Below are 20,353 nucleotides of genomic sequence, written 5' to 3' on the forward strand. Positions count from 1 at the left end.
TCGGCGCGACCGCGCAGCGCGCGGTCGCGTGCCGAGTAGCCGGACGCTACTCGGCACGGCGGGTACCCTCGGGGTACACGAGCCAGAGAAGGGACACCGGTGGCAATCACCGATATCAAGGCGTTCGCCCACCTCACGGCCTCCGACATCGAGACCCTCGGCGATGAGCTCGATACCATTCGGCGGTCGGTCGAGCTGTCACGCGGAGAGCGTGACGCGAGGTATATCCGCCGAACCATCGCAGCCCAGCGCGGGCTGGAAGTGGCGGCGCGCGCCGTTCTCTTCGGCAGCCGCAACCGCTGGGCCTGGCTCGCGGGCACCGCGATGCTCTCGGTGGCCAAGATCATCGAGAACATGGAACTCGGGCACAACATCAGCCACGGCCAGTGGGACTGGATGAACGACCCCGAGATCCATTCGGGCACCTGGGAATGGGATCAGACCGGCCCGTCCTCGCAGTGGCGGCGAGCGCACAACTACTCCCACCACACCTATACCAATGTGCTGGGCAAGGACGAGGATCTCGGCTTCGGCATCCTGCGGATGACCCGCGACGAGCAGTGGCGCCCGATCCACCTGGTGCAGCCCGCGGCGAATCTGGTGCTCGCGGCGAGTTTCGAATGGGGCATCGCCCTGCACGACTGGAGTATCGACAAAGAGCTGTCGGGCACACCGCCCAAACAGCTCATGTCGCAGCCGAACCGCGAGTTCGGACGCAAGATCGCCCGCCAGGTCAGCAAGGATTTCCTGCTGTACCCGCTGCTCACCGGTCCGGCGTGGAAGTCGACGCTCAAGGCGAACGCCACCGCGAACCTGGTCAGGAACCTGTGGGCCTACGCGGTCATCTTCTGCGGCCACTTCCCCGACGGCGCCGAGAAATTCACCGTCGAACAGCTGGAGGGTGAGACCAGCGGCGAGTGGTACCTGCGCCAGATGCTCGGCAGTGCCAATTTCAAGGCCGGGCCCGCGATGGCGTTCATGAGCGGCAACCTCTGCTACCAGATCGAGCACCACCTGTTCCCCGACCTGCCGAGCAACCGATACGCCGAAGTGGCGGTGCGGGTGCGCGAGTTGTGCGACAAGTACGACCTGCCCTACACCACCGGATCGCTCGGCAAGCAGTACCTGCTGGCGTTCCGGACCATCCACAAGCTCGCGCTGCCGGACCGCTTCCTCAAGCGCACCGCCGACGATGCCCCGGAAACCTCGTCCGAACGCAAATTCGCCGGCATCACCCTGCCGTCGCTGCCGACCGAACGCTGGACCGAGAGCCATTGGCTGCCGGAGAACCACCGCCTGATGATCGACCCGGAGACCGGGCGGCGACGCGGGCTGCGTTCGGCGCTGGCCGAGGCGAAGATCGTGCTGCGGGAGACGGCCGAGCACGAGAAGCAAGTGCTGCGCGAAGCCAAGCGGTCGCTGAAGGAGAAGGCGGAGCAGGAGAAGGAACTGCTGCGCGAGGCACGGGCGACATTGCAGGAGAAGGCGCGCAACGAGCAGGCGACCCTGCGTCGGAAGGCCGTGCGTAAGCGGATGTCACTGCGGCTGCGCCGCAACCGCTGACGCTCCGATTGGACCGATCGCCGGACGGCGTCTAGCATTCTCCCAGCGACTCCGCAATGCGGGATTTACCACAATCCCGCATTCGCCCCTCACAACCTACGGTCTCGTAACTTACGGTAGTGTAACCACCATGGCGATTTCGGATGTCAAGGAGTACGCGCACCTCACCGAAGCCGATGTGGAGGCACTCGGCGCGGAGTTCGACGCTATCCGCAGGGAGATCGAATCCTCCCGCGGCGTGAAGGACGCTCGCTACATCCGCAATGTCATCCGGCTTCAGCGCGCGCTCGAGATCAGCGGCCGCACCGTACTTTTCGCCAGTTTCCTGCCGCCCGCGTGGCTGGCGGGCGTGGCGTTGCTCGGGACGGCCAAGATCATCGAGAACATGGAGATCGGGCACAATGTCATGCACGGCCAGTGGGACTGGATGAACGATCCCGAGGTCCATTCCAGCTCGTGGGAGTGGGACAACACCGGGCCGTCCAAGCACTGGAAGCAGACCCACAACTACCTGCACCACAAGTACACCAACGTGCTCGGCATGGACGACGACATCGGCTACGGTCTGCTGCGCGTGACGCGCGACCAGCGCTGGAAGCCGTTCAATCTGGGCAACCCGGCCTACAACCTGCTGCTGCAACTGTTCTTCGAATACGGCGTCGCGATCCAGCACCTGGAATTGGGCAAACTCGCCGCGGGCCGCTACCCCGAGGGCTCCCCCGAGCGCGCCGAATTCGAACGCAAACGCGGTGAGGTGCTGGCCAAGATCGGCAAGCAGGTCGGCAAGGACTACCTGCTGTTCCCGCTGCTGACCGGTCCCGCGTTCCTCACCACCCTGACCGCGAATATCGCCGCCAATATGGTGCGCAACGTCTGGACCAATGCCGTGATCTTCTGCGGCCACTTCCCCGACGGCGCCGAGAAGTTCACCAAGGCCGATATCGAGGGCGAGACCAAGGGCGAGTGGTACCTGCGCCAGATGCTGGGCAGCGCCAACATCTCCGGCGGCCCGATCATCCATTTCATGAGCGGGAACCTGAGCCACCAGATCGAACACCATCTCTTCCCCGACCTGCCGAGCAATCGCTACGCCGATATCGCGGTGCGGGTGCGGGCGCTCGCCGAGAAATACGATCTGCCCTACACCACCGGATCGCTGCCGGTGCAGTACTTCAAGGCGTGGCGCACCATCGCCAAACTCGCGCTGCCCAACAAGTACCTGCGCCACACGGCGGACGACGCTCCCGAGACGGCGTCGGAACGTAAATTCGGCGGCGACACCACCCCGACATTCGATCCCGTCACGGGTAAGCGTCGCGGGCTGCGCACCGCGCTCGCCCAGGGGCGTCGCCGGATCGCCCGCGCCGTACCGATCGGCTGACCAACGGCGGGTCGGCTCACCGGCGCGGGACACCCGCCTGGTTGACTTGCCCCGTGTGTGCCGACCATATGAATATCTACGAGGCCATCCGGCTGCGCCGGGATGTGCGCGCCGAATTCACCGGTGAACTCGTCGACGACGAGACGCTGTGGCGAATCCTCGACGCCGCGCACCGGGCCCCGAGCGTCGGCAACTCGCAGCCGTGGGATTTCGTGGTGGTGCGCGACCGGTCGACGCTGCGGCGATTCGCCGATCACGTGGCCGATAAACGCGTCGAGTTCCGCGACGCGCTACCGCCGGAGCGGGCCGAGACCTTCGATCCGATCAAGATCGAGGGCATCACCGAGAGCGGCACCGGCATCGTCGTCACCCATGACGACGCACGCGGTGGCCCGGTGGTTCTCGGCCGCGCGACGGTTCCGGAGACCGGGGTCTACTCGACCGTGCTCGCCATCCAGAACCTGTGGCTTGCGGCCACCGCCGAAAGTGTCGGGGTCGGCTGGGTCTCGTTCTACGACGAGCCGTTCCTGTCCGATCTGATCGACCTGCCCGACCACATCCGACCTGTCGCCTGGCTCTGCGTCGGGCCCGTCGAGGAATTCCAGGCCGTCCCGGACCTGGAACGTTTCGGCTGGCGCTCCGGCAGACCGCTCGCTGACGCCGTACATAGGGAGACCTTCCGCGCGGGTTCGTGAACGCCCCGCCGCTACACGCTTTCGAGCACCGCCGACGCCCCGATACCGCCGGCCGCGCAGATTCCGAGCAGTGCGGTGGATTTGCCGGTGCGAGCCAATTCGTTGGCCATGGTGGTGACCATGCGGGCTCCGGTCGCGCCGAACGGGTGGCCGAGGGATACCGAACCCCCGTGCACATTGAGCGTCTCGATACCGATCTCGCCCACCGCGGTGTCACGACCGAGGCGCGTCTTGGCCCATTCGTCGCTGGCGAGAGCGCTCAGCACGGACAGCGTCTGGGCGGCGAACGCCTCGTGGATGTCGACGAGGTCGATATCGGCCAGTGCCATACCGGCCTTGTCGAGCGCTCTCGGCATGGAGATCGCGGGCCCGATCAGCACCTGATCGGCCGGATCGACGCTGACGTAACTCCACGAGCGGAAGGCCGCGAGCGGACGGTAGCCCATGGCCTTCGCCGCGTCCTCGCTCATCAACAGCACCGCCGACGCGCCGTCGGTCAACGGGCTGGCGTTACCGGCGGTGACGGTGCCGTCGGTCGCGAAGACCGGGGCGAGTTTCGCCAGCCGTTCGACGCTGGTGTCGGCCCGAACGAGTCCGTCACGGTCGATATCGACGCCGTCGGGAGTGCGCACCCGCAACACCTCGTCGTCGAAACGCCCGGACTCGATGGCGGCGGCGGCGCGACGGTGCGACCGCACGGCGAATTCGTCCTGTTCGTCGCGTCCGATGCCGTGGATGCGCGCCATCTTCTCGGCCGATTCACCCATCACCTCGCCGGTGGTGCGTTCGGCGATCTTCGGCCGGGCGGGCAGCAGATCGGTGAACGGGGCCAGTTGACGCAGGGCGGACAGGTAATCCATCGGCTTCGGCTTGCCCAGTGCCAGTGGCGCGCCCGCGTGCACGAGTTTCTGGGGCAGTTTCACCTCGGCGTTGCTGGTGGAATCACTGCCGCCGGCGATCATGATGTCGTATTCGCCGCGCTCGATCGCGGCCGCGGCCGCGGTCACCGCCTGCAATCCGGAGGCACAGGCCCTGGTGACCGTGTATCCCTCGCAGCCGGGATCGAGTTTCAGATCGAGTGCGATCTCGCGTGCGATATTGGGCGCGGCGCTGGGCAGGATCACCCCGCCCCACACGATCGCCTGCACCTGTGCACCGGGAAGCCCGGTGCGCTCCAGCAGTCCGCGCACGGCGGCGTCGGCCAGCGCGATCGAATCCATCCGCGTGTAATCGGTGAACGCGCGCACGAACGGTGTGCGCGCACCCGAGACGATCACGGCACGGCGAGCACCCTTGGCAGCCATGCGAGTTCCTTTCGACAGACCTGTTGCACCAAACTTACTTCAAAGTAAGTTTCAGGTCTACGGCGCGACCGGCCGAACGTCCGGCGCGACGCCGACGACGGACCCGGCGGCACCCCACGTGATGATCGCCGCCGGGTCGCCATGGGCCCGGCCCGTGCTCAGCGATCCCCTCCGAATCCGCTGAGCCTGCCGCGCGCCGTTGCACGGCAGGCCGGGAGCTCGGCCCCGGTGAACGCCCCTGCTCGTCCCCGGAACCCGCACGACCGGCGTCGGGACGCTCGGCGCGAAAACACAGTAACAATGTTTCGATAGATTTCTCAAACACTTTCTATCGGCTTGCTATCGAACCCAAAAACGGCCTACGCTGAAACCCACTATGCAAAGCACTTCGGAGCTGTCGCGACAGAAGCGCTTCGGCCGGATCATCAGGGAGCGCCGGGACGAACTCGGCCTCACCCAGATCCAGATCGGCGATCTCGGCGGCCCGTCCGCCCCGACGATCAGGAAGATCGAGGACGGCGACTCCTCGATCAGCACGCACACCCTCAACAAACTCGACGTGCCGCTACGCTGGCGACCCGGCAGCGCCGCGCGCACCTACGCGGGCGGCACACCGTCCGAAGCGCGGAGCACGGATTCGGCGGGCAACGAATCGATCGTGTCCGGACCGGATTCGATCCGCTTCGAACTCGGTGATCTGACGGCGCTGCTCGCCGCCTCGGGCCGTCTCAACGACGCGATAGAGAGCGGCCGCACCGTCGAGCCGCACGTGGTGGCCGCCGTCGCAGATCTCAACGGCGTCGTCTCCCGGCTGTCCGCGCGCTACGCCACCGTCATGCTCGAACGCAACGGCGGTCCGGGACGCCAGCTGCACCCGCTGGTCGAGATGGCCTTTCGACATCTGCTCGAGGTCCCCGCCGAGGTGAGCGATCCGGCCGAACTGGAAGAGCGCCGCTATCGTCGCTGGCTGGCCAACCGCGTCACCGATATCGACGCCGGTACCGAGGCCGGATTCCGCGATCGGTGGTCGGCCGCCAACGGTGCGGCGGAATTCCGGAACGGCGAGGAATGAATGGTGAAGATGTCCGAGAACACCTCCGCGCATGAGCGATTGACGCTCAGCCGCAAGATCAACCGACTATTCGAGACGATGCATCCGCGCGCGGCGCCGGAGCGCGCGTCGTCCTCGGTGGCCGAACAGGTGAGCACCACCCTGCACCGCACCGTCTCGGCACAGCACATCGACAGCATGCGCGACGGCGTCTTCGACGAGCGCGTCGTCGACGGCGAAGTGCTCGCGGCCATCGCGCACTGCTTCGGCGTCGAACCCGATTACCTGACAACCACAGGCGACACCGCGCGGTCGATCGATCGCGAACTCGAACTGCTCGCGACCATGCGCGATGCCAATGTCGCCAGCATCGCGCTGCGCGGTTCGGATGTCGACCTCGACCGCCTCTCCCGGCTGATCGAGAGCACCGACCGACTCGGACCCGGCACTCGGTAACATCGACACCTACACGGGGCGGGATCGTGAACTGTCGTAGGAGATCGCATCGTATGGCCGGTATGGACACCCGGTTCCGGGAACTCTCCCGGAACGTCGCGATTCCACGTCCGTGGAAACTGGGCTCCTATATCGACGCGGTCGCCGAGTTCCGCGGACGGCCCATCACCCTGCACCCGGTGGATACCGTCGACCTCGCGGGAGCCGGATGCGGCACCGGCAGCGGCCTGTGGATCGCCAAACAGGATTCCGACGTCATCGTCTACGGCGCCGACACCACCGAGTGGCACGCCGAACACATCGTCGCCCACGAACTCGGCCACATGCTGCTCGGCCACGGACCCGATCGCGCCGACGGCGGCGCGACCGGCCACACCCTGGCCGCGGTCACCGAACTGCTGCCTTCGATCAGCCCGGAATCCATCCGGCACGTGCTGGGCAGAACCGATTACGGCAGCAGCCGCGAACGCGACGCGGAGACCTTCGCCGACCTGGTGATGTTGCAGGCGCTGCGGCCGCGCCGCGATTCCCTGTTGCACACCACGTTCTTCCGCGATCGCCGACGGTAGGACAGCACTGCGCCCGGCCGGGCGTGGTGCTCCGGCCGGGCACTTCGACGCGCGCTAGGTGAGCCGGATCAGGCCGTAGTCGAAAGCGTGACGACGGTAGACCACCGAGGGTCGGTCGGTCTCCTTGTCGTGGAAGAGGAAGAAGTCGTGGCCGACGAGTTCCATCTGATAGAGGGCGTCATCGACCGACATCGGAGTCGCGGTGTGCACTTTGGTGCGCACGATATGGCCGGGTCCGGCCTCGTAATCCGTTGACTCCGTAGAAAACTCGGCATCCTCGCCGGGGTGGGCATGGGTGTCCAGATCACCGCTGGCGAGGGCGAACAGTTGATCGTCGACGAGTTCGGCGGTCGCCTCGGCGACGGAGACGGGAGTCTTCTCACCGTAGTGGACGCGCCTGCGGTCCTTGGTGCGGCGCAGGCGGCTCTCGAGTTTGGCCGTCGCTGATTCGAGGGCGGCGTAGAAACTGTCGGCGCACGCTTCGGCCCTGGCGACCGGACCCTTACCCCGCGCGGTGATCTCCACGCGCTGGCAACTCTTGCGCTGACGACGGTTGCGTTCGTGGAACAGCTCGACGTCGAAGATGAAGATCGACGGATCGAAGCGTTCGAGACGAGAGAGCTTCTCCGAGACGTAGATTCGGTAGTGGTCGGGCACCTCGACGTTGCGGCCCTTGACCACGACGTCGGCGCGAGGAGCCGGTGCTCGATCCTCGTCGGGTGACTCTGGTGAATACGCGGCACCGGGGTCCAGTACCGAGGAATTGGAATCTTTCACTGAAGGTCGTGAAGTCGTCACGCGTACCTCCCGGATCTGGCCGCACAGCCCGATATGACGTGCGGCGGGGTTGAGCCGTGCCGAGCAGTATTCGGTATCCGTCGCTTCGCGGAGCCCTTCGCGGTTACACGGTCTCGGGCCGGGGGCCCGGACCTCACGTCGGGGAATAGCACGGCACGTAGTTGTCCGAGGCGCCACCTCCAAACTCCCGGTTCGGGTGTGTGTTGGCGACGGTAGTACGCATAGCGGCGGTCCGCCAGTGTTCACGCAAATTTCCCGGAGTCAAGCAGCACACGTCACCAGCACGCCACGTACCGAATAACCGACACGTCCGAGCGCGCGGACCGATTCACCGGCGGTGGCGCCGGTCGTCAGCACATCATCGACCACGATTACCTCGGCAAATCCGGTGTAGGATGCCCGCGAACCGGGTATGGGTAGGGCGTGGACGCGACCCTCCAGATTGCGCCTGCGCTCGCCCGATGTCAGTCCGACGGAGTCACGCGCTCCCCACCACAGACGTAACGCCGGCACCACCCGGCAATCGTCCAGCGATTCCGCCGCGGCCCTGGCCGTCCGCAGCACCGGATCGCCGCCTCGACGCCGCGCCGCGACACGTCTGCTCGGCGCGGGGACCAGGATCAGTGGCCGCCCCGGAGCCCGCAGGCGGGTCAGCCCGGCGGCCAGCGCGCCGCCGAGGGGTCGCGCGAGATCGCGCCTGCCGTGTTCCTTCATCGCCAGTACCGCCCGACGGGCCGGACCGGCGTAGGGACCGAGCGCCCAGCACGGCACGCCGGGATCGGTCCGTGGACGGACCCGCACCGGCGGTCTCGTCAGCACCGAGGCGCACTCGGCGCACCATGCCGTCCCGGCCGTCCCGCACCCGCCGCACCGTGCGGGCAACATCAGATCGAGCAGCGTTCGCATCGGGCGAGTGTGCACCCGCCCACCGACAGAGCGCGGCTATCCGGGCAATACGGGAACGGCGTTGGCGCCCAGCCCGGGCACCTCGCGCCAATAGGGTTCGCCGCCGTCGGGATTGCTGGTCAATTCGAGGACAGCGCGCGAATCGGCGACGTACTGGTGTTCGGGTGAGACACTGACCGACCGCACCGGCGAGGTCAGATTGCGCCCGGTCAGCGGTAACAAGCCGGAGCCGTCGATCTGGACGGTGCGCACCGGGTCGACATTGCCCTGGAACGCGATGAAGATCGTGTCGCCGCCCAGCCAGTTCACCGACACCGCGGGCGTACTCACGTCGACAGCGACCGGCATCGGCGAGGTCACCGCGTACTTGCCGTCGGGCCTGCGGACCACGACCGCCACGTACACCTTGCCGTCCGCGATCAGCACCGCGCGGACCCCGCTGCGCGAGATCCTGATCTCGGTGATCGGGAATCGCAGCGCGGTCGAACCCGTTGTCAGGCCGGAGATGTCGACATCCTCGACCGATACGGTTCCGGTCGCCCGGTCGTTGACCACGCGGATGACGTGTTCACCGTCGATGACCGCCCACGCGGCGCTGCCGTCGAGGGCCCAGGACGGTCGGCTGATGGTTGTCCCCTCGGCGACCGGGAACTGGGTGCCGCCGTAACTGCCGACCATCAGCGTGCGCGGCGGCTCGGGCGCGGGCCTGCCCGCGTCGGCGACGGCGGCGACGAACTGACCGTCGGGGCTCAGCGCCGCGGACTGGAGATTGCTCACCGCACCGAAATAGCCGGGAGCCGGGTCGATCCCGCCGACCCCGACCTGCACGAGCGACCCCTCGCGCAGTGCGTGCAGCCCGATCCGGTTCTGGGCGTTGACCTCGGGACTGGACTGCTGGACGTCGGCGACCGACCACCCGTTCGCCGCGAACCGCTCGTCCAGGGGTTTACCGTCGGCCAGGAGCATGTACGGCCCGAGGACGTCGGCTCTGGCCAGGGTGAGCACCACCTGCGCCGCGAGCAGTTCGCGATCACGCTGGTTGAACCCGCTGACGCCGGAGAAATCGATGCGCACGCCGCCCAGGCCGACGCCGACCTCGTCGGGATCGCCGTTGGCCTTGGTGATCGGACCGCGTATCGCCACGGGCGGGGCCATCAGGTTGCGCACCACCGGGGCGAGCGCGGGCTCGCTGCCGTCCGCCAGCAACGCGAGCAGCCGCCCGGTCAGTTCGTTCTTCGGCGCCGAGATCCAGCGCAGATCGGGGACGACCGAATTACCCGTCGGCTCCGGGAAGTACAGAACGTATCGCCGGTAGGACTTGGCGAAGGCGGTGGTATCCATCACGACGCCGTCGGGCAGGTCGTCGATGCGCCATTCGCCGTCGACCTTGACCATCTCGATCTTGTATTCGAGCGGCGGGCCCTCGGTGGCCCGGTACGCGCCGTCGGGCGCGATCTCGGCGACCTTCTGGGCGCGGATCCGGTAGGTGGCGGATTCGGCCTCGCGGGATTCGAGCAGGGTGTCTGGTCGGTCGACGATCACCGTGCTCGTGGTGTCGTCCCACTGGGCCGACGCCGACTCGGTCATGTACTGCCGCGCCGCCGCGTGCCCGTTGGCCGGGTCCGCCGTCGCCTGGAGGTAGTCGCGCAGCAGCAGTCCCGGATCGCGACCGACCGTCGGTGGCAGCGGTCCTTCCGACGTCGGCTCCCTGTTGATGGTGCCGAGGGCCTGCGGTGCGGAGGACTCCGGCAGACTCGCGCACCCACCGAGCAGCGCGGTCACCAGCACGAGGGCGCCGAGCGCGGCCCAACGCAGCCGCGGGAACCTGGAATGCACGGTCATGACTGTACGTCTCCCGATTCGCGCGCTACCTCGCCGCTGTCGGCGTCCGAGGACGGCGGCTCCGGTGCGACGCCGTCGCCCTCCCTGTCGGCCGCGGTGGCCGGGGCCCGGTCGGCGCCCGGTTCGGGCTGCGGCAACGGGCTGGACGGCAACTCGACGGTCTCGGATTCGGTGGGGCGCGGCGGTTTGCGCGTGCCCGGTTCCAACGGCAGCGGGCTCACACCGAGTTTCTTGCCGCGAACCAGCGGCAACGTCAGCCGGAAACTCGCGCCGAGGCCGATCTCGCCCCACGCCTCCAGCCTGCCCTCGTGCAGATTCGCGTCCTCGACGCTGATGGACAGACCGAGTCCGGTACCGCCGGAGCGGCGCATCCTTGACGGGTCCGAACGCCAGAAGCGGTTGAACACCAACTTCTCCTCGCCCGGCCGCAGACCGACGCCCTGATCGCGTACCACCACCGCGACCGCGTTGGCGTCGGCATCGCCGCGCATCCGGATCAGCACCGGTTTGCCCTCGCTGTGGTCGATGGCGTTGGCGAGCAGATTACGTAGCACGCGCTCGACGCGACGCGGGTCGACCTCGGCGACCAGCGGTTCCTCGGGCATATCGATGACCACTTCGATGCCCGCGTCCTTGGCAAGATGCCGCACGGTGGAGATCGCGGCCCGCGCGCACATACGCACGTCGAGCGATTCGACCTGCAATTCGGCCACACCCGCGTCGTGCCTGCTGATTTCGAGCAGGTCGTTGAGCAGACCCTCGAAGCGGTCGAGTTCGGTGACGAGCAGTTCGGCGCTGCGGGCGAGAGCCGGGTCCAGATCGTCGCTGCTGCTGTGGATCAGGTCGGCCGCCATGCGGACGGTGGTGAGCGGGGTGCGTAGTTCGTGGCTGACGTCGGAGGTGAATCGGCGTTGTAGATTGCCGAATTCCTCCAGCTGCGTGATCTGGTTCGACAGACTCTCGGCCATCTCGTTGAACGCTTGCGCCAACCGCGCCATATCGTCCTCGCCGCGCACGAGCATGCGTTCCTTGAGTCTGCCGTCGGCGAAGCGGCTGGCGATCCGCGCGGCGGACCGGATCGGCAGCACGACCTGCCTGGTCACCAGCGCGGTGATCGCGGCGAGCAGCACGAGCAGCACCAGACCACCGATCATCATGGTGCCGCGCATGAGCGCCAGGCTGCGTTCCTCGTTGGCCAGCGGGAAGATCAGGTAGATCTCCAGCGTCGGGATCTCGGCGCTCGGACTGCCGATGACCAGCGCGCGGCCGTGATAGCCGTCCGGATCCGCCACCGTGGCGAACTGGTAGCTGACCTGGTTGCGCTGCACGAACCGGCGCAGTTCCTCGGGCACCTCGCTGATCGGGCCGACCGAGATCTGCTGCTGCGGCGTGCCGCCGACCATGCTCAGCGCGGAATCGAAACTGCCTGCCACGCCGCTGGATTGACCTGTGCCACCGCGATTGGACAGCGCGTCGCGCGCGTCACCGAGCCGCTGGGTGCCGATATCGTGCACACCCGCGAGCTGACTCTCCACCGTATTGCGCGCGCGGTCCATCTCCTCGACCGCGGCGTTGATCTTGGCGTCCAGCAGCCGATCGGTGATCTGGCTGGTCAGCACCACGCCGAGGATGGTGATGACGATCAGCGACAGGGTCAGTGTCGAGACGATGACGCGCAGTTGCAGCGACCGTCGCCAGACATGACCCAACGCGGTGCCGACGTCTCTGAACCACGTCGCCACCGGTGTGAGCGCTGTTCGAATACGATGACCCGTCCCGCGTGACGCACCGGCCGGGTCGTCGTGCCCGACCGCGCCCGCGGGACGCTCCTCGCTATCGATCACGGGGGTCCGGCCTTGTACCCGACCCCGCGGACGGTCAGCACGATTTCAGGATTCTCCGGGTCTTTCTCGACCTTCGCGCGTAGGCGCTGCACATGCACGTTGACCAGCCTGGTGTCGGCCGCGTGCCGGTAGCCCCATACCTGTTCGAGCAGCACCTCGCGCGTGAAGACCTGGCGCGGTTTGCGCGCCAGCGCCACCAGCAGATCGAATTCCAGCGGCGTCAGCGAGATCTGCACGCCGGAACGGCTGACCTTGTGCGCGGGCACGTCGATGACGATATCCGCGATGGAGAGCAGTTCGGCGGGCTCGTCCTCGGTGCGACGCAGGCGAGCGCGCACCCGGGCGACGAGTTCCTTGGGTTTGAACGGTTTGACGATGTAGTCGTCGGCACCGGACTCCAGACCGAGCACGACGTCGACCGTGTCGGTCTTGGCCGTGAGCATCACGATCGGCACCCCGGAATCGGCGCGCAGCACCCGGCATACGTCGATGCCGTTCATACCGGGCAGCATCAGGTCCAGCAACACGAGATCGGGGCGGATCTCACGTACCGCGGCCAGGGCCTGCGTGCCGTCGCCGACCACATGCGGGTCGAACCCTTCCCCGCGCAAGACGATCGTGAGCATCTCCGCGAGCGCCATATCGTCGTCGACGACCAGAATCTTCGGCTTCATAATTACTGTGTTGTCATCTCTCGCGCTCGTAGCGGGCCGCCACGCCAACACTGGTCGAATCCCGCCGCACATCCAACCTTATCGGGCAACGATTTCGGCCAATCGGGTGATCAACGTCGAGGCGTCGTCGTCGGTTCGGAACTTCCACCACGGCCCGAACCAATTCAGGTCGGCCAGCTCGCGGTATACCTCGTCGGTGCGCTGTTGCAGACCGCCGTCGCGTTCGTAGGCATCCAGAGCCCGGGACTCGTCGAGTTCGCCACGCCGGTGCGCACGCTCGGCCGCCACCGCCGTCGGCACGTCGAGCAGCACCTGTAGCGCGGGCACCGGAAGCGCGAATCGGCCGAATTCCAAATCGCCCACCCAGCGCACCGTTTCGCCGTCCGCCGATTCCTTCTGGCGGGCAGCGGAATACGCGGCGTTGGAGGCGACGTAGCGATCGAGCACGACAATATCGTTGTCGGCCACCATTTTCGACAGTTCGGGCAGCGCGGCCGCGCGGTCGAGCGCGAACATCAGCGCCATCGCGTACACCGAGTCGGCCAGATCGCCGTGTCCGCCGCGCAGCGCCTCGGCCGCCAGATCCGCGTGCACCGAACGGCCGTAGCGCGGGAAGGCCAGCGTGGCGACGCGCAGACCGCGCGCACGCAGGGCGGCGCCGACGCCGTCGATCAGCGTTCGTTTACCCGCTCCGTCGATCCCTTCGACCGATACCAGCGCACCCATGAGGAGCAGGCTACATGCGGGAGCGTGACGGACCGACGCCACCCGACCAACTCGGCAAATATGAAATATCAACACTTCAGATTGTCGTATATTGGCGGCGGCTCCACCCTCTATCAGGCAGGTCCACCACATGCCGAAATCACGCATTCTGCCCGCGATCGTCGCGGCGATCGCCATCTCCAGCGCCGTCATCTGCGGCAACGCAGCCGCGGATCCACTTCCACCCGCCGATCCCGTCGCGGCCGACACCGGCAGCGCCTCCGGATCGGCCGCCGATATCGCCACCGTCTTCCGACTGCTGTCGATGACGGGTTCGGCCGGGATCAACTGCGCGCTGCGGCTGTACTTCTACGGCGACTGCTACCGGCTTCGGCTGTAGCCCGCACGAGCGAACACGGCGACGCCCGCGCACGCGTGTGCCCCGTCGAGCGAGACTCGACGGGGCACACGTGATTCAGGAAGGATGCCTCGCGGGCGTCAGTACCGGTAGTGCTCCGGCTTGTACGGTCCCTCGACATCGACGTTGATGTACTCGGCCTGATCCTTGGTGAGCTTGGTCAGTTCACCGCCGAGCGCCTCGACGTGGATGCGGGCGACCTTCTCGTCCAGCGCCTTGGGCAGGCGGTAGACCTCGTTGTCGTATTCCTCCGGCTTGGTCCACAGCTCGATCTGAGCGATGACCTGGTTGGAGAAGCTGTTCGACATCACGAACGACGGGTGTCCGGTCGCGTTGCCGAGGTTGAGCAGACGCCCCTCCGACAGCACGATGATGGATTTGCCCGACTCGAAGGTCCACTGGTCGACCTGCGGCTTGATATTGAGCCGGTGCGCACCGGAACGCTCCAGCGCGGCCATGTCGATCTCGTTGTCGAAGTGGCCGATATTGCCGAGGATGGCCTGGTCCTTCATCGCCTTCATGTGATCGAGGGTGATGATGTCCTTGTTGCCGGTGGAGGTGATGACGATATCGGCGTTCGCGATCGCCTTCTCCACGGTGACCACGTCGTAGCCGTCCATCAGCGCCTGCAGCGCGTTGATCGGGTCGATCTCGGTGACCTGGACCCGGGCGCCCTGTCCCGCAAGCGATTCCGCGCAACCCTTGCCGACGTCGCCGTAACCGCAGATCAGGATCTTCTTGCCGCCGATGAGCACATCGGTGCCGCGGTTGATGCCGTCGATCAGCGAGTGGCGGGTGCCGTACTTGTTGTCGAACTTCGACTTGGTGACCGAGTCGTTGACATTGATGGCCGGGAACACCAGCTCACCCGCCGCCGCGAACTGGTACAGCCGCAGCACGCCGGTCGTGGTCTCCTCGGTGACGCCCTTGACCGATTCGGCGATGGCGCCCCACTTGCCGCGATCGGTCTCGAAACGCTCGCGCAGCAGGTTGAGGAACACCTTGTACTCGGCGGAGTGGTCGTCGTCCTCGGGCGGGATCACGCCCGCCTTCTCGAACTGCGCGCCGCGCAGCACGAGCATGGTGGCGTCGCCGCCGTCGTCGAGGATCATGTTGGCGGGTTCGCCCGGCCAGGTGAGCATCTGCTCGGCGGCCCACCAGTACTCCTCGAGGGTTTCACCCTTCCACGCGAAGACCGGCGTGCCCTCGGGCGCGTCGACGGTGCCGTGCGGACCGACCACGACCGCGGCGGCGGCGTGGTCCTGGGTCGAGAAGATGTTGCACGAGGCCCAGCGCACCTGCGCGCCCAGCGCGACGAGGGTCTCGATCAGCACCGCGGTCTGCACGGTCATGTGCAACGAACCGGAGATGCGGGCGCCCTGCAACGGCAGCACGTCCGCGTACTCGCGGCGCAGCGCCATCAGACCGGGCATCTCGTGCTCGGCCAGCCGGATCTCCTTGCGGCCGAATTCGGCCAGCGCGAGGTCCGCCACCTTGTAATCGACGCCGTTGCGGACATCGGCGGTCAGGGACGTGCGTGCGGGAAGTTCTGAGGTTGTCATGCGCCTGGATCAGCCTCTCGGTGAATGTCGGTTCGATCAGCAAGGCTAGTCCGTCGCTCCGCGCCGTGGCACAGCGCGACGGTCTTGCCGTATCGCGGTGGTACTAGCTGTAGGGGACGCCGTTCGGGAAGAGAGTCGACCTCGGGTCGATCGCGCCGTCGGGTTCGTCGACGAATTCACCATCGCACACTCCCGCGAGCGCGCCGCGCACCTGCGGCAGCACCGCGGGAAGCAGCGGTTCGAGCGCGTGGTCGACGCCGCCGTTGCCGAGGGTCGGGAACGGCGTGATCCGGCACTGTCCGCCGTCGAGGCGCCCGTCGGACCATTCCCGCTCGCTGCGGATCGAGTAGTAGGTGGTCGTCGGTCCCGGGGTGTCGTCGCCCGCGTTGAGGTCGGCCATGAAGCGGGTGTCCGGGCAGATCTCGGCGCCCACCGACTGCCCGCACGCGCCGGGCGATCCGTACTGCGGCGCGCCGATCGCGATATAGGTGGCGATCCGGTCCGCGCCGCCGAGATCGCGCAGGTAGTAGCGGCCGCTCAGCGCGCCGATACTGTGCGTGACCAGGGCGACCGGAACGCCGGGATATTCGGTGTGGGCCGCGTCCACCGCGACGGCGACCGAGGCAGCGTCGGCAGCCACGTCGAATCCCTTCAGATCGAGGACGAGGGAGGTGTATCCGTCCGCGCGCAATTCGGCGGCCATCGGCTGGTAGGGCAGCGAGCCCAGAGACTGGCCGGGCACGATGACGACGACACCGCGCGTGGTGGCCGGGGCCGTCGACGCGGCGGGAGCGGCGGCGGCGGGAGCGGCCGCGAGCGGAGTGAAGGCAGCCGAGGCGGCGGTTGCGAGGACGAGCAACCTATCGAACATTAGCTGAGCCTAACCTAATCCGCGCGTGCGCGTGATTCGAGATCAGGCGGCGGCCCGGCGCGAGGCCAGCAGTCTGACCCGTTTACGGGGCAGGACATTGGCCTTGTCGAGGTCGCCGTCGTAGTGGGCGAGCACGCGCTTGTCCATCACCGCTCGCCACAGCGGCGGGAGCGCGGCGAGCACGATCATGCTGGCGTAGCCCGCGGGCAACTGCGGCGCCAGCGCCGAGGTGCGCAACGTCTGGTAGCGGCGGCCGGGGTTGGCGTGATGGTCACTGTGCCGTTGCAGGTGGAACATGAAGATATTGGTGACCAGACGATCGCTGTTCCAGCTGTCGCGGGCCGAGCAACGGCGGTAGAGGCCGTTGGGCCTGCGTTCGCGTAACAGGCCGTAGTGCTCGACGTAGTTCACCGTCTCCAGCAGCGCGGCCCCGATCACGGCCTGGAGGAACAGCCACGGCACCGTCGCGATGCCGAAGACCCCGATCAGCGAGCCGAACAGCACCAGCGACATCGCCCAGGCCTGCAGGATGTGATTGTGCGGGCTCCACCAGCCGCGATCACGCCGGGCCAGTCGCTCGCGCTCCAGGCCGATCGCCGAACGGAATCCGCCGAGGACGCTGCGCGGCAGGAATTCCCACAGCGACTCCCCCAGCCTGGCGCTCGCCGGATCCTCCGGGGTGGCGACGCGGACGTGGTGACCACGGTTGTGCTCGACGAAGAAATGGCCGTAGCCGGACTGCGCCAGCGCGAGTTTCGCCAGCCAGCGCTCGAGGACCTCTACCCGATGACCCAGTTCGTGCGCCGCGTTGATGCCGATGCCGCTGACGAAGCCGAGGGTGGTCGCCAGGCCGAGTTTGTCCAGCAGGCTCAGATCGTCGCCTGCCCACATCGCGCTGGCGATCACCAGACCGATCAGCTGGATCGGTAGGAAGAGGTAGGTGCACCACCGGTAGAACCTGTCGTTGGACAGGCGCTCGTAGTCCTCGTCGCGCGGATTGGATCCGTCCTCGCCGACCACCCAGTCCAGCACCGGGATGACGATCAGGATCAGGACCGGCCCGATCCACCAGAAGACTTCGTAGCCGGTTCGCAGGACCAGTTGCGAAGGGAGCAGCGCGCAGGCGGGCGCGAGCAGACCGAACACCCAGAGATGGCGTTTGGGATCGAGCGACCCCTTCGGTTTGCCAACCGATTGCACGTTTGCCCCGCTTATCCGTACTTCCACTTCGTTGCAGGACAATACATACAGTGTTTCGGACTGTTACACAGCGCCTAGGCAATCAAACGTGGTGGTACTTACAACCCTGCTAGTCGGTTTTTGGTTGAAATCACAAGTGCCTCGACGCTCTATGCACCGACGGCTACCGCTGAGCTTCGGCCCGAACCGCTGCTACCGACGGTCCTTCGCGGACAGTATCGCCTCCACGTAAGGGGCCAGCAACTCACTCAGCTCGGCGGGGGCGTTATGCCCGGGACCGGGCGGGGTCGGGATGTAACTCAGCGCGATCCGCACCAACGCCTGGGCGAGGATCTCCGATTCCGCCCGGGTGGCATCCACCCAGCTGTTCTCGAAGGCTCCGGCGAGGCGATCGGTCGCGTGCGCGAGCAAGGGCCCCGCGTCGAGGGTGATGAGGCGAAGCAGATCCAATTTCGCCTCGCCCGAGAGCAGCGACTGCACGAGCGGATCGGTGGCCGCGTCCAGGAAGAATCCGGCCAGACCCTCCCGGAACGCGGCGCGCGCGTCTCCGACGTTGCCGTCGATCGCGGTATGGACGTGATCGACGAGATCGTCGGCCAGTCGCAGCGCGTACGCCTGCGCCAGGCCCGCGCGTGAACCGAACTCGTTGTAGAGGGTCTGCCTGCTGACACCCGCCCTGGTCGCGACATCGCCGAGGGTGATCTTGGCCCAGTCCCGTTCGACGAGCAGTTCGCGCATACCGTCGAGGACGGATGTGCGCAGCAGCAGCCGCGCCGCTTCCTGATAGGGAACCCTCGGTCCGGTACGCGGCATACCCGCGACACTGTCACGGGCATCTGCCGCAGTCAAAATCTCACGACCGTTCGATCTCGACCATGAAGAAATCGGCCTTGGCCGCGCCGCAATCCGGACAGGTCCAGTCATCGGGAATATCGTCCCACCTGGTACCGGGGGCGATTCCGTCGTCGGGCCAGCCCTGCGCCTCGTCGTATTCGAAACCGCACTGGACGCATTGGAACAGTTTGTAATCCGGCCGGCCCGCCTCCCGGCCGGTCGCCGCTTCGCTGGGTGACGCTGTACTCATCCGCTCACTCCTACCGGTTCGAAATCGATCTTCTCGCGTACGCCGCAATCGGGGCAGCACCAGTCGTCGGGCACCTCGGACCAGGCCGTCCCAGCCGGAAATCCTTCGTGTGGTTCACCTTTCGACTCGTCGTAGACGTAATCACAGACGGGGCAACGGAAAGAGCTCACGACTACACCTCCGTCGTGCTCGCGCCGTACCGGGCGAGGACACGATCCCGTTTACCCGGGTGGATATTGGCCCGGGTGATGTCACCGTCGTAATGGGCCAGCACCCGCTTGTCCATCACCCGACGCCACAGCGGCGGGAAGTAGGCGAGCAGGATCAAGCTGGCGTAGCCGCTGGGCAGATTGGGTGCGCCGTCCCAGCTGCGCAGCGTCTGATAGCGCCGCGTCGGGTAGGCGTGATGGTCACTGTGACGCTGTAGGTGGTACAGGAAGATATTGGTGACCAGGTGATCGCTGTTCCAGCTGTGCACCGGCGCGGGGCGCTCGTAGCGACCCGACGCGGTCCGCTCGCGCACCAGCCCGTAGTGCTCGAGGTAGTTGACCGCCTCGAGCAGGCTGAATCCGACCACCGCCTGCAACACCAGGTACGGAAGCAGTTCGATACCGAAGATCGCGACCAGCGCGGCGTACAGCACCACCGACATGAGCCAGGCGCTGAGCACCTCGTTGTGCAGACTGAACGGCTTCTTGCCGAGACGCTCGAGCCGAGTCGACTCCAGACGCCACGACGAGCTCAGACTCCCCCACACGGTGCGCGGCCAGAAGGCATAGAAGGATTCGCCGATCCGGGAGCTGGCGGGATCCTCCGGCGTCGCCACCCGCACGTGGTGGCCGCGATTGTGCTCGATGTAGAAATGGCCGTAGAAGGGCTGGGCCAGCGCGATCCGCGACAGCCAGCGTTCCAGGCGCACCTTCTTGTGGCCCAGTTCGTGCGCGGTATTGATACCGATGCCGCCGATCATGCCGACGGTGATGGCGAGCCCGATCTTGTCGACCAGGTGCAGCCCGCCGTCGATGCCGAGCCAGCTCACGTCGTCCGCGGTGATCAGGTAGCAGGCCATCACCAGTCCCGCGTACTGGAACGGCAGGTACAGGTAGGTCAGATAGCGGTAGTACCTGTCGTTCTCCAGGTACTCCATCACCTCGTCGGGTGGATTCTCACCGTCCGGGCCGAAGAAGACGTCGGCGATCGGGATCAGCACGTAGATCAGGATCGGACCGAGCCAGAACGGCACCTGCGCCAGCCGGTGCCAGCCGAGCTCGTTGAGCGCCCAGATCAGCGGAAGGCCGATGGTGAACAGCCCCGTCGGCGCGAAAAGCCCCCACAGCCACATGTATCGCTTGCGGTCGCGCCACGCCTGTGTCGGGCGCTCGGCCGCGTCGATATCCGTCGACATCGTTGTCTCCTCTTTCCAGCGGCGC

The 20,353-nt window shown here is 66.7% G+C and carries 21 protein-coding genes; 7 read left to right on the plus strand and 14 right to left on the minus strand.

Features of this window, described 5'->3' with window-relative positions; genetic code table 11:
• Positions 1-99: 99 nt before the first annotated feature.
• The 3 genes from DAT37_RS31005 to bluB all read left to right on the plus strand — a co-directional run bounded on the left by DAT37_RS31005 (position 100) and on the right by bluB (position 3,639).
• Positions 100-1,563, plus strand: a complete 1,464-nt coding sequence (locus tag DAT37_RS31005) for a fatty acid desaturase (protein ID WP_109528383.1) — start codon at positions 100-102, stop codon at positions 1,561-1,563.
• 130 nt (positions 1,564-1,693) lie between these two features.
• A complete protein-coding gene (locus DAT37_RS31010; protein ID WP_109528384.1) occupies positions 1,694-2,944 on the plus strand; it encodes a fatty acid desaturase family protein in 1,251 nt (416 codons plus the stop codon).
• Positions 2,945-3,012: 68 nt separating this feature from the next.
• On the plus strand, positions 3,013-3,639 hold the full coding sequence (bluB, locus tag DAT37_RS31015; protein WP_109528385.1) for a 5,6-dimethylbenzimidazole synthase: 627 nt from the start codon (positions 3,013-3,015) through the stop codon (positions 3,637-3,639).
• 11 nt (positions 3,640-3,650) lie between these two features.
• Here the strand turns inward: bluB and DAT37_RS31020 are convergent, their stop codons facing one another.
• Complete coding sequence (locus DAT37_RS31020) at positions 3,651-4,943, minus strand: acetyl-CoA C-acyltransferase (protein WP_109528386.1); 1,293 nt, start codon at positions 4,941-4,943, stop codon at positions 3,651-3,653.
• A gap of 376 nt (positions 4,944-5,319) precedes the next feature.
• On the opposite strand from DAT37_RS31020, the gene DAT37_RS31025 reads away from it, so the two are divergent.
• From DAT37_RS31025 to DAT37_RS31035, 3 genes are read left to right on the plus strand one after another with little or no spacing between them, the layout of a single operon-like run.
• On the plus strand, positions 5,320-6,015 hold the full coding sequence (locus tag DAT37_RS31025) for a helix-turn-helix domain-containing protein (RefSeq protein WP_109528387.1): 696 nt from the start codon (positions 5,320-5,322) through the stop codon (positions 6,013-6,015).
• A gap of 3 nt (positions 6,016-6,018) precedes the next feature.
• The gene (locus tag DAT37_RS31030) at positions 6,019-6,450 is read left to right on the plus strand and encodes a hypothetical protein (protein WP_157978790.1); all 432 of its coding nucleotides are present in this window, start codon (positions 6,019-6,021) and stop codon (positions 6,448-6,450) included.
• A 53-nt stretch (positions 6,451-6,503) separates the two neighbouring features.
• Positions 6,504-7,019, plus strand: a complete 516-nt coding sequence (locus DAT37_RS31035; protein WP_232840099.1) for a hypothetical protein — start codon at positions 6,504-6,506, stop codon at positions 7,017-7,019.
• Between the two features lie 54 nt (positions 7,020-7,073).
• Here the strand turns inward: DAT37_RS31035 and hpf are convergent, their stop codons facing one another.
• The 6 genes from hpf to DAT37_RS31065 all read right to left on the minus strand — a co-directional run bounded on the left by hpf (position 7,074) and on the right by DAT37_RS31065 (position 13,809).
• Positions 7,074-7,772: a ribosome hibernation-promoting factor, HPF/YfiA family gene (gene hpf, locus DAT37_RS31040; protein ID WP_109528614.1), complete on the minus strand. Its 699-nt coding sequence runs from the start codon at positions 7,770-7,772 to the stop codon at positions 7,074-7,076.
• 306 nt (positions 7,773-8,078) lie between these two features.
• Positions 8,079-8,723: a ComF family protein gene (locus DAT37_RS31045; protein ID WP_109528389.1), complete on the minus strand. Its 645-nt coding sequence runs from the start codon at positions 8,721-8,723 to the stop codon at positions 8,079-8,081.
• Positions 8,724-8,759: 36 nt separating this feature from the next.
• A complete protein-coding gene (gene lpqB / locus DAT37_RS31050) occupies positions 8,760-10,565 on the minus strand; it encodes an MtrAB system accessory lipoprotein LpqB (protein ID WP_109528390.1) in 1,806 nt (601 codons plus the stop codon).
• A complete protein-coding gene (mtrB, locus tag DAT37_RS31055) occupies positions 10,562-12,328 on the minus strand; it encodes an MtrAB system histidine kinase MtrB (protein ID WP_408637466.1) in 1,767 nt (588 codons plus the stop codon). The genes lpqB and mtrB overlap by 4 nt, the downstream gene beginning before the upstream one ends.
• A 77-nt stretch (positions 12,329-12,405) precedes the next feature.
• Entirely contained in the window at positions 12,406-13,083 is a 678-nt protein-coding gene (gene mtrA, locus DAT37_RS31060; protein ID WP_109528392.1) for an MtrAB system response regulator MtrA, read from the minus strand.
• Between the two features lie 78 nt (positions 13,084-13,161).
• Positions 13,162-13,809, minus strand: a complete 648-nt coding sequence (locus tag DAT37_RS31065) for a dTMP kinase (RefSeq protein ID WP_109528393.1) — start codon at positions 13,807-13,809, stop codon at positions 13,162-13,164.
• 130 nt (positions 13,810-13,939) lie between these two features.
• On the opposite strand from DAT37_RS31065, the gene DAT37_RS31070 reads away from it, so the two are divergent.
• Positions 13,940-14,188, plus strand: coding sequence for a hypothetical protein (locus tag DAT37_RS31070; RefSeq protein WP_109528394.1), 249 nt, complete (start codon positions 13,940-13,942; stop codon positions 14,186-14,188).
• A 98-nt stretch (positions 14,189-14,286) separates the two neighbouring features.
• Here the strand turns inward: DAT37_RS31070 and ahcY are convergent, their stop codons facing one another.
• The 7 genes from ahcY to DAT37_RS31105 all read right to left on the minus strand — a co-directional run bounded on the left by ahcY (position 14,287) and on the right by DAT37_RS31105 (position 20,328).
• The gene (ahcY, locus tag DAT37_RS31075; RefSeq protein ID WP_109528395.1) at positions 14,287-15,768 is read right to left on the minus strand and encodes an adenosylhomocysteinase; all 1,482 of its coding nucleotides are present in this window, start codon (positions 15,766-15,768) and stop codon (positions 14,287-14,289) included.
• A gap of 103 nt (positions 15,769-15,871) precedes the next feature.
• Positions 15,872-16,639, minus strand: a complete 768-nt coding sequence (locus DAT37_RS31080; RefSeq protein WP_198654509.1) for an esterase/lipase family protein — start codon at positions 16,637-16,639, stop codon at positions 15,872-15,874.
• A gap of 42 nt (positions 16,640-16,681) precedes the next feature.
• Complete coding sequence (locus tag DAT37_RS31085) at positions 16,682-17,839, minus strand: alkane 1-monooxygenase (protein ID WP_232840101.1); 1,158 nt, start codon at positions 17,837-17,839, stop codon at positions 16,682-16,684.
• A 192-nt stretch (positions 17,840-18,031) separates the two neighbouring features.
• The gene (locus DAT37_RS31090; RefSeq protein WP_109528615.1) at positions 18,032-18,652 is read right to left on the minus strand and encodes a TetR family transcriptional regulator; all 621 of its coding nucleotides are present in this window, start codon (positions 18,650-18,652) and stop codon (positions 18,032-18,034) included.
• A gap of 40 nt (positions 18,653-18,692) precedes the next feature.
• Positions 18,693-18,860 carry a rubredoxin gene (locus DAT37_RS31095; protein WP_232840125.1) on the minus strand — a complete coding sequence of 56 codons (168 nt, stop codon included), beginning with the start codon at positions 18,858-18,860 and terminating at the stop codon, positions 18,693-18,695.
• Between the two features lie 59 nt (positions 18,861-18,919).
• The gene (locus tag DAT37_RS31100; RefSeq protein ID WP_109528399.1) at positions 18,920-19,093 is read right to left on the minus strand and encodes a rubredoxin; all 174 of its coding nucleotides are present in this window, start codon (positions 19,091-19,093) and stop codon (positions 18,920-18,922) included.
• 2 nt (positions 19,094-19,095) lie between these two features.
• Positions 19,096-20,328, minus strand: coding sequence for an alkane 1-monooxygenase (locus tag DAT37_RS31105; protein WP_109528400.1), 1,233 nt, complete (start codon positions 20,326-20,328; stop codon positions 19,096-19,098).
• Between the last annotated feature and the right edge of the window lie 25 nt (positions 20,329-20,353).

The organism is Nocardia aurea (assembly GCF_003123685.1).
Classification (GTDB): domain Bacteria; phylum Actinomycetota; class Actinomycetes; order Mycobacteriales; family Mycobacteriaceae; genus Nocardia; species Nocardia aurea.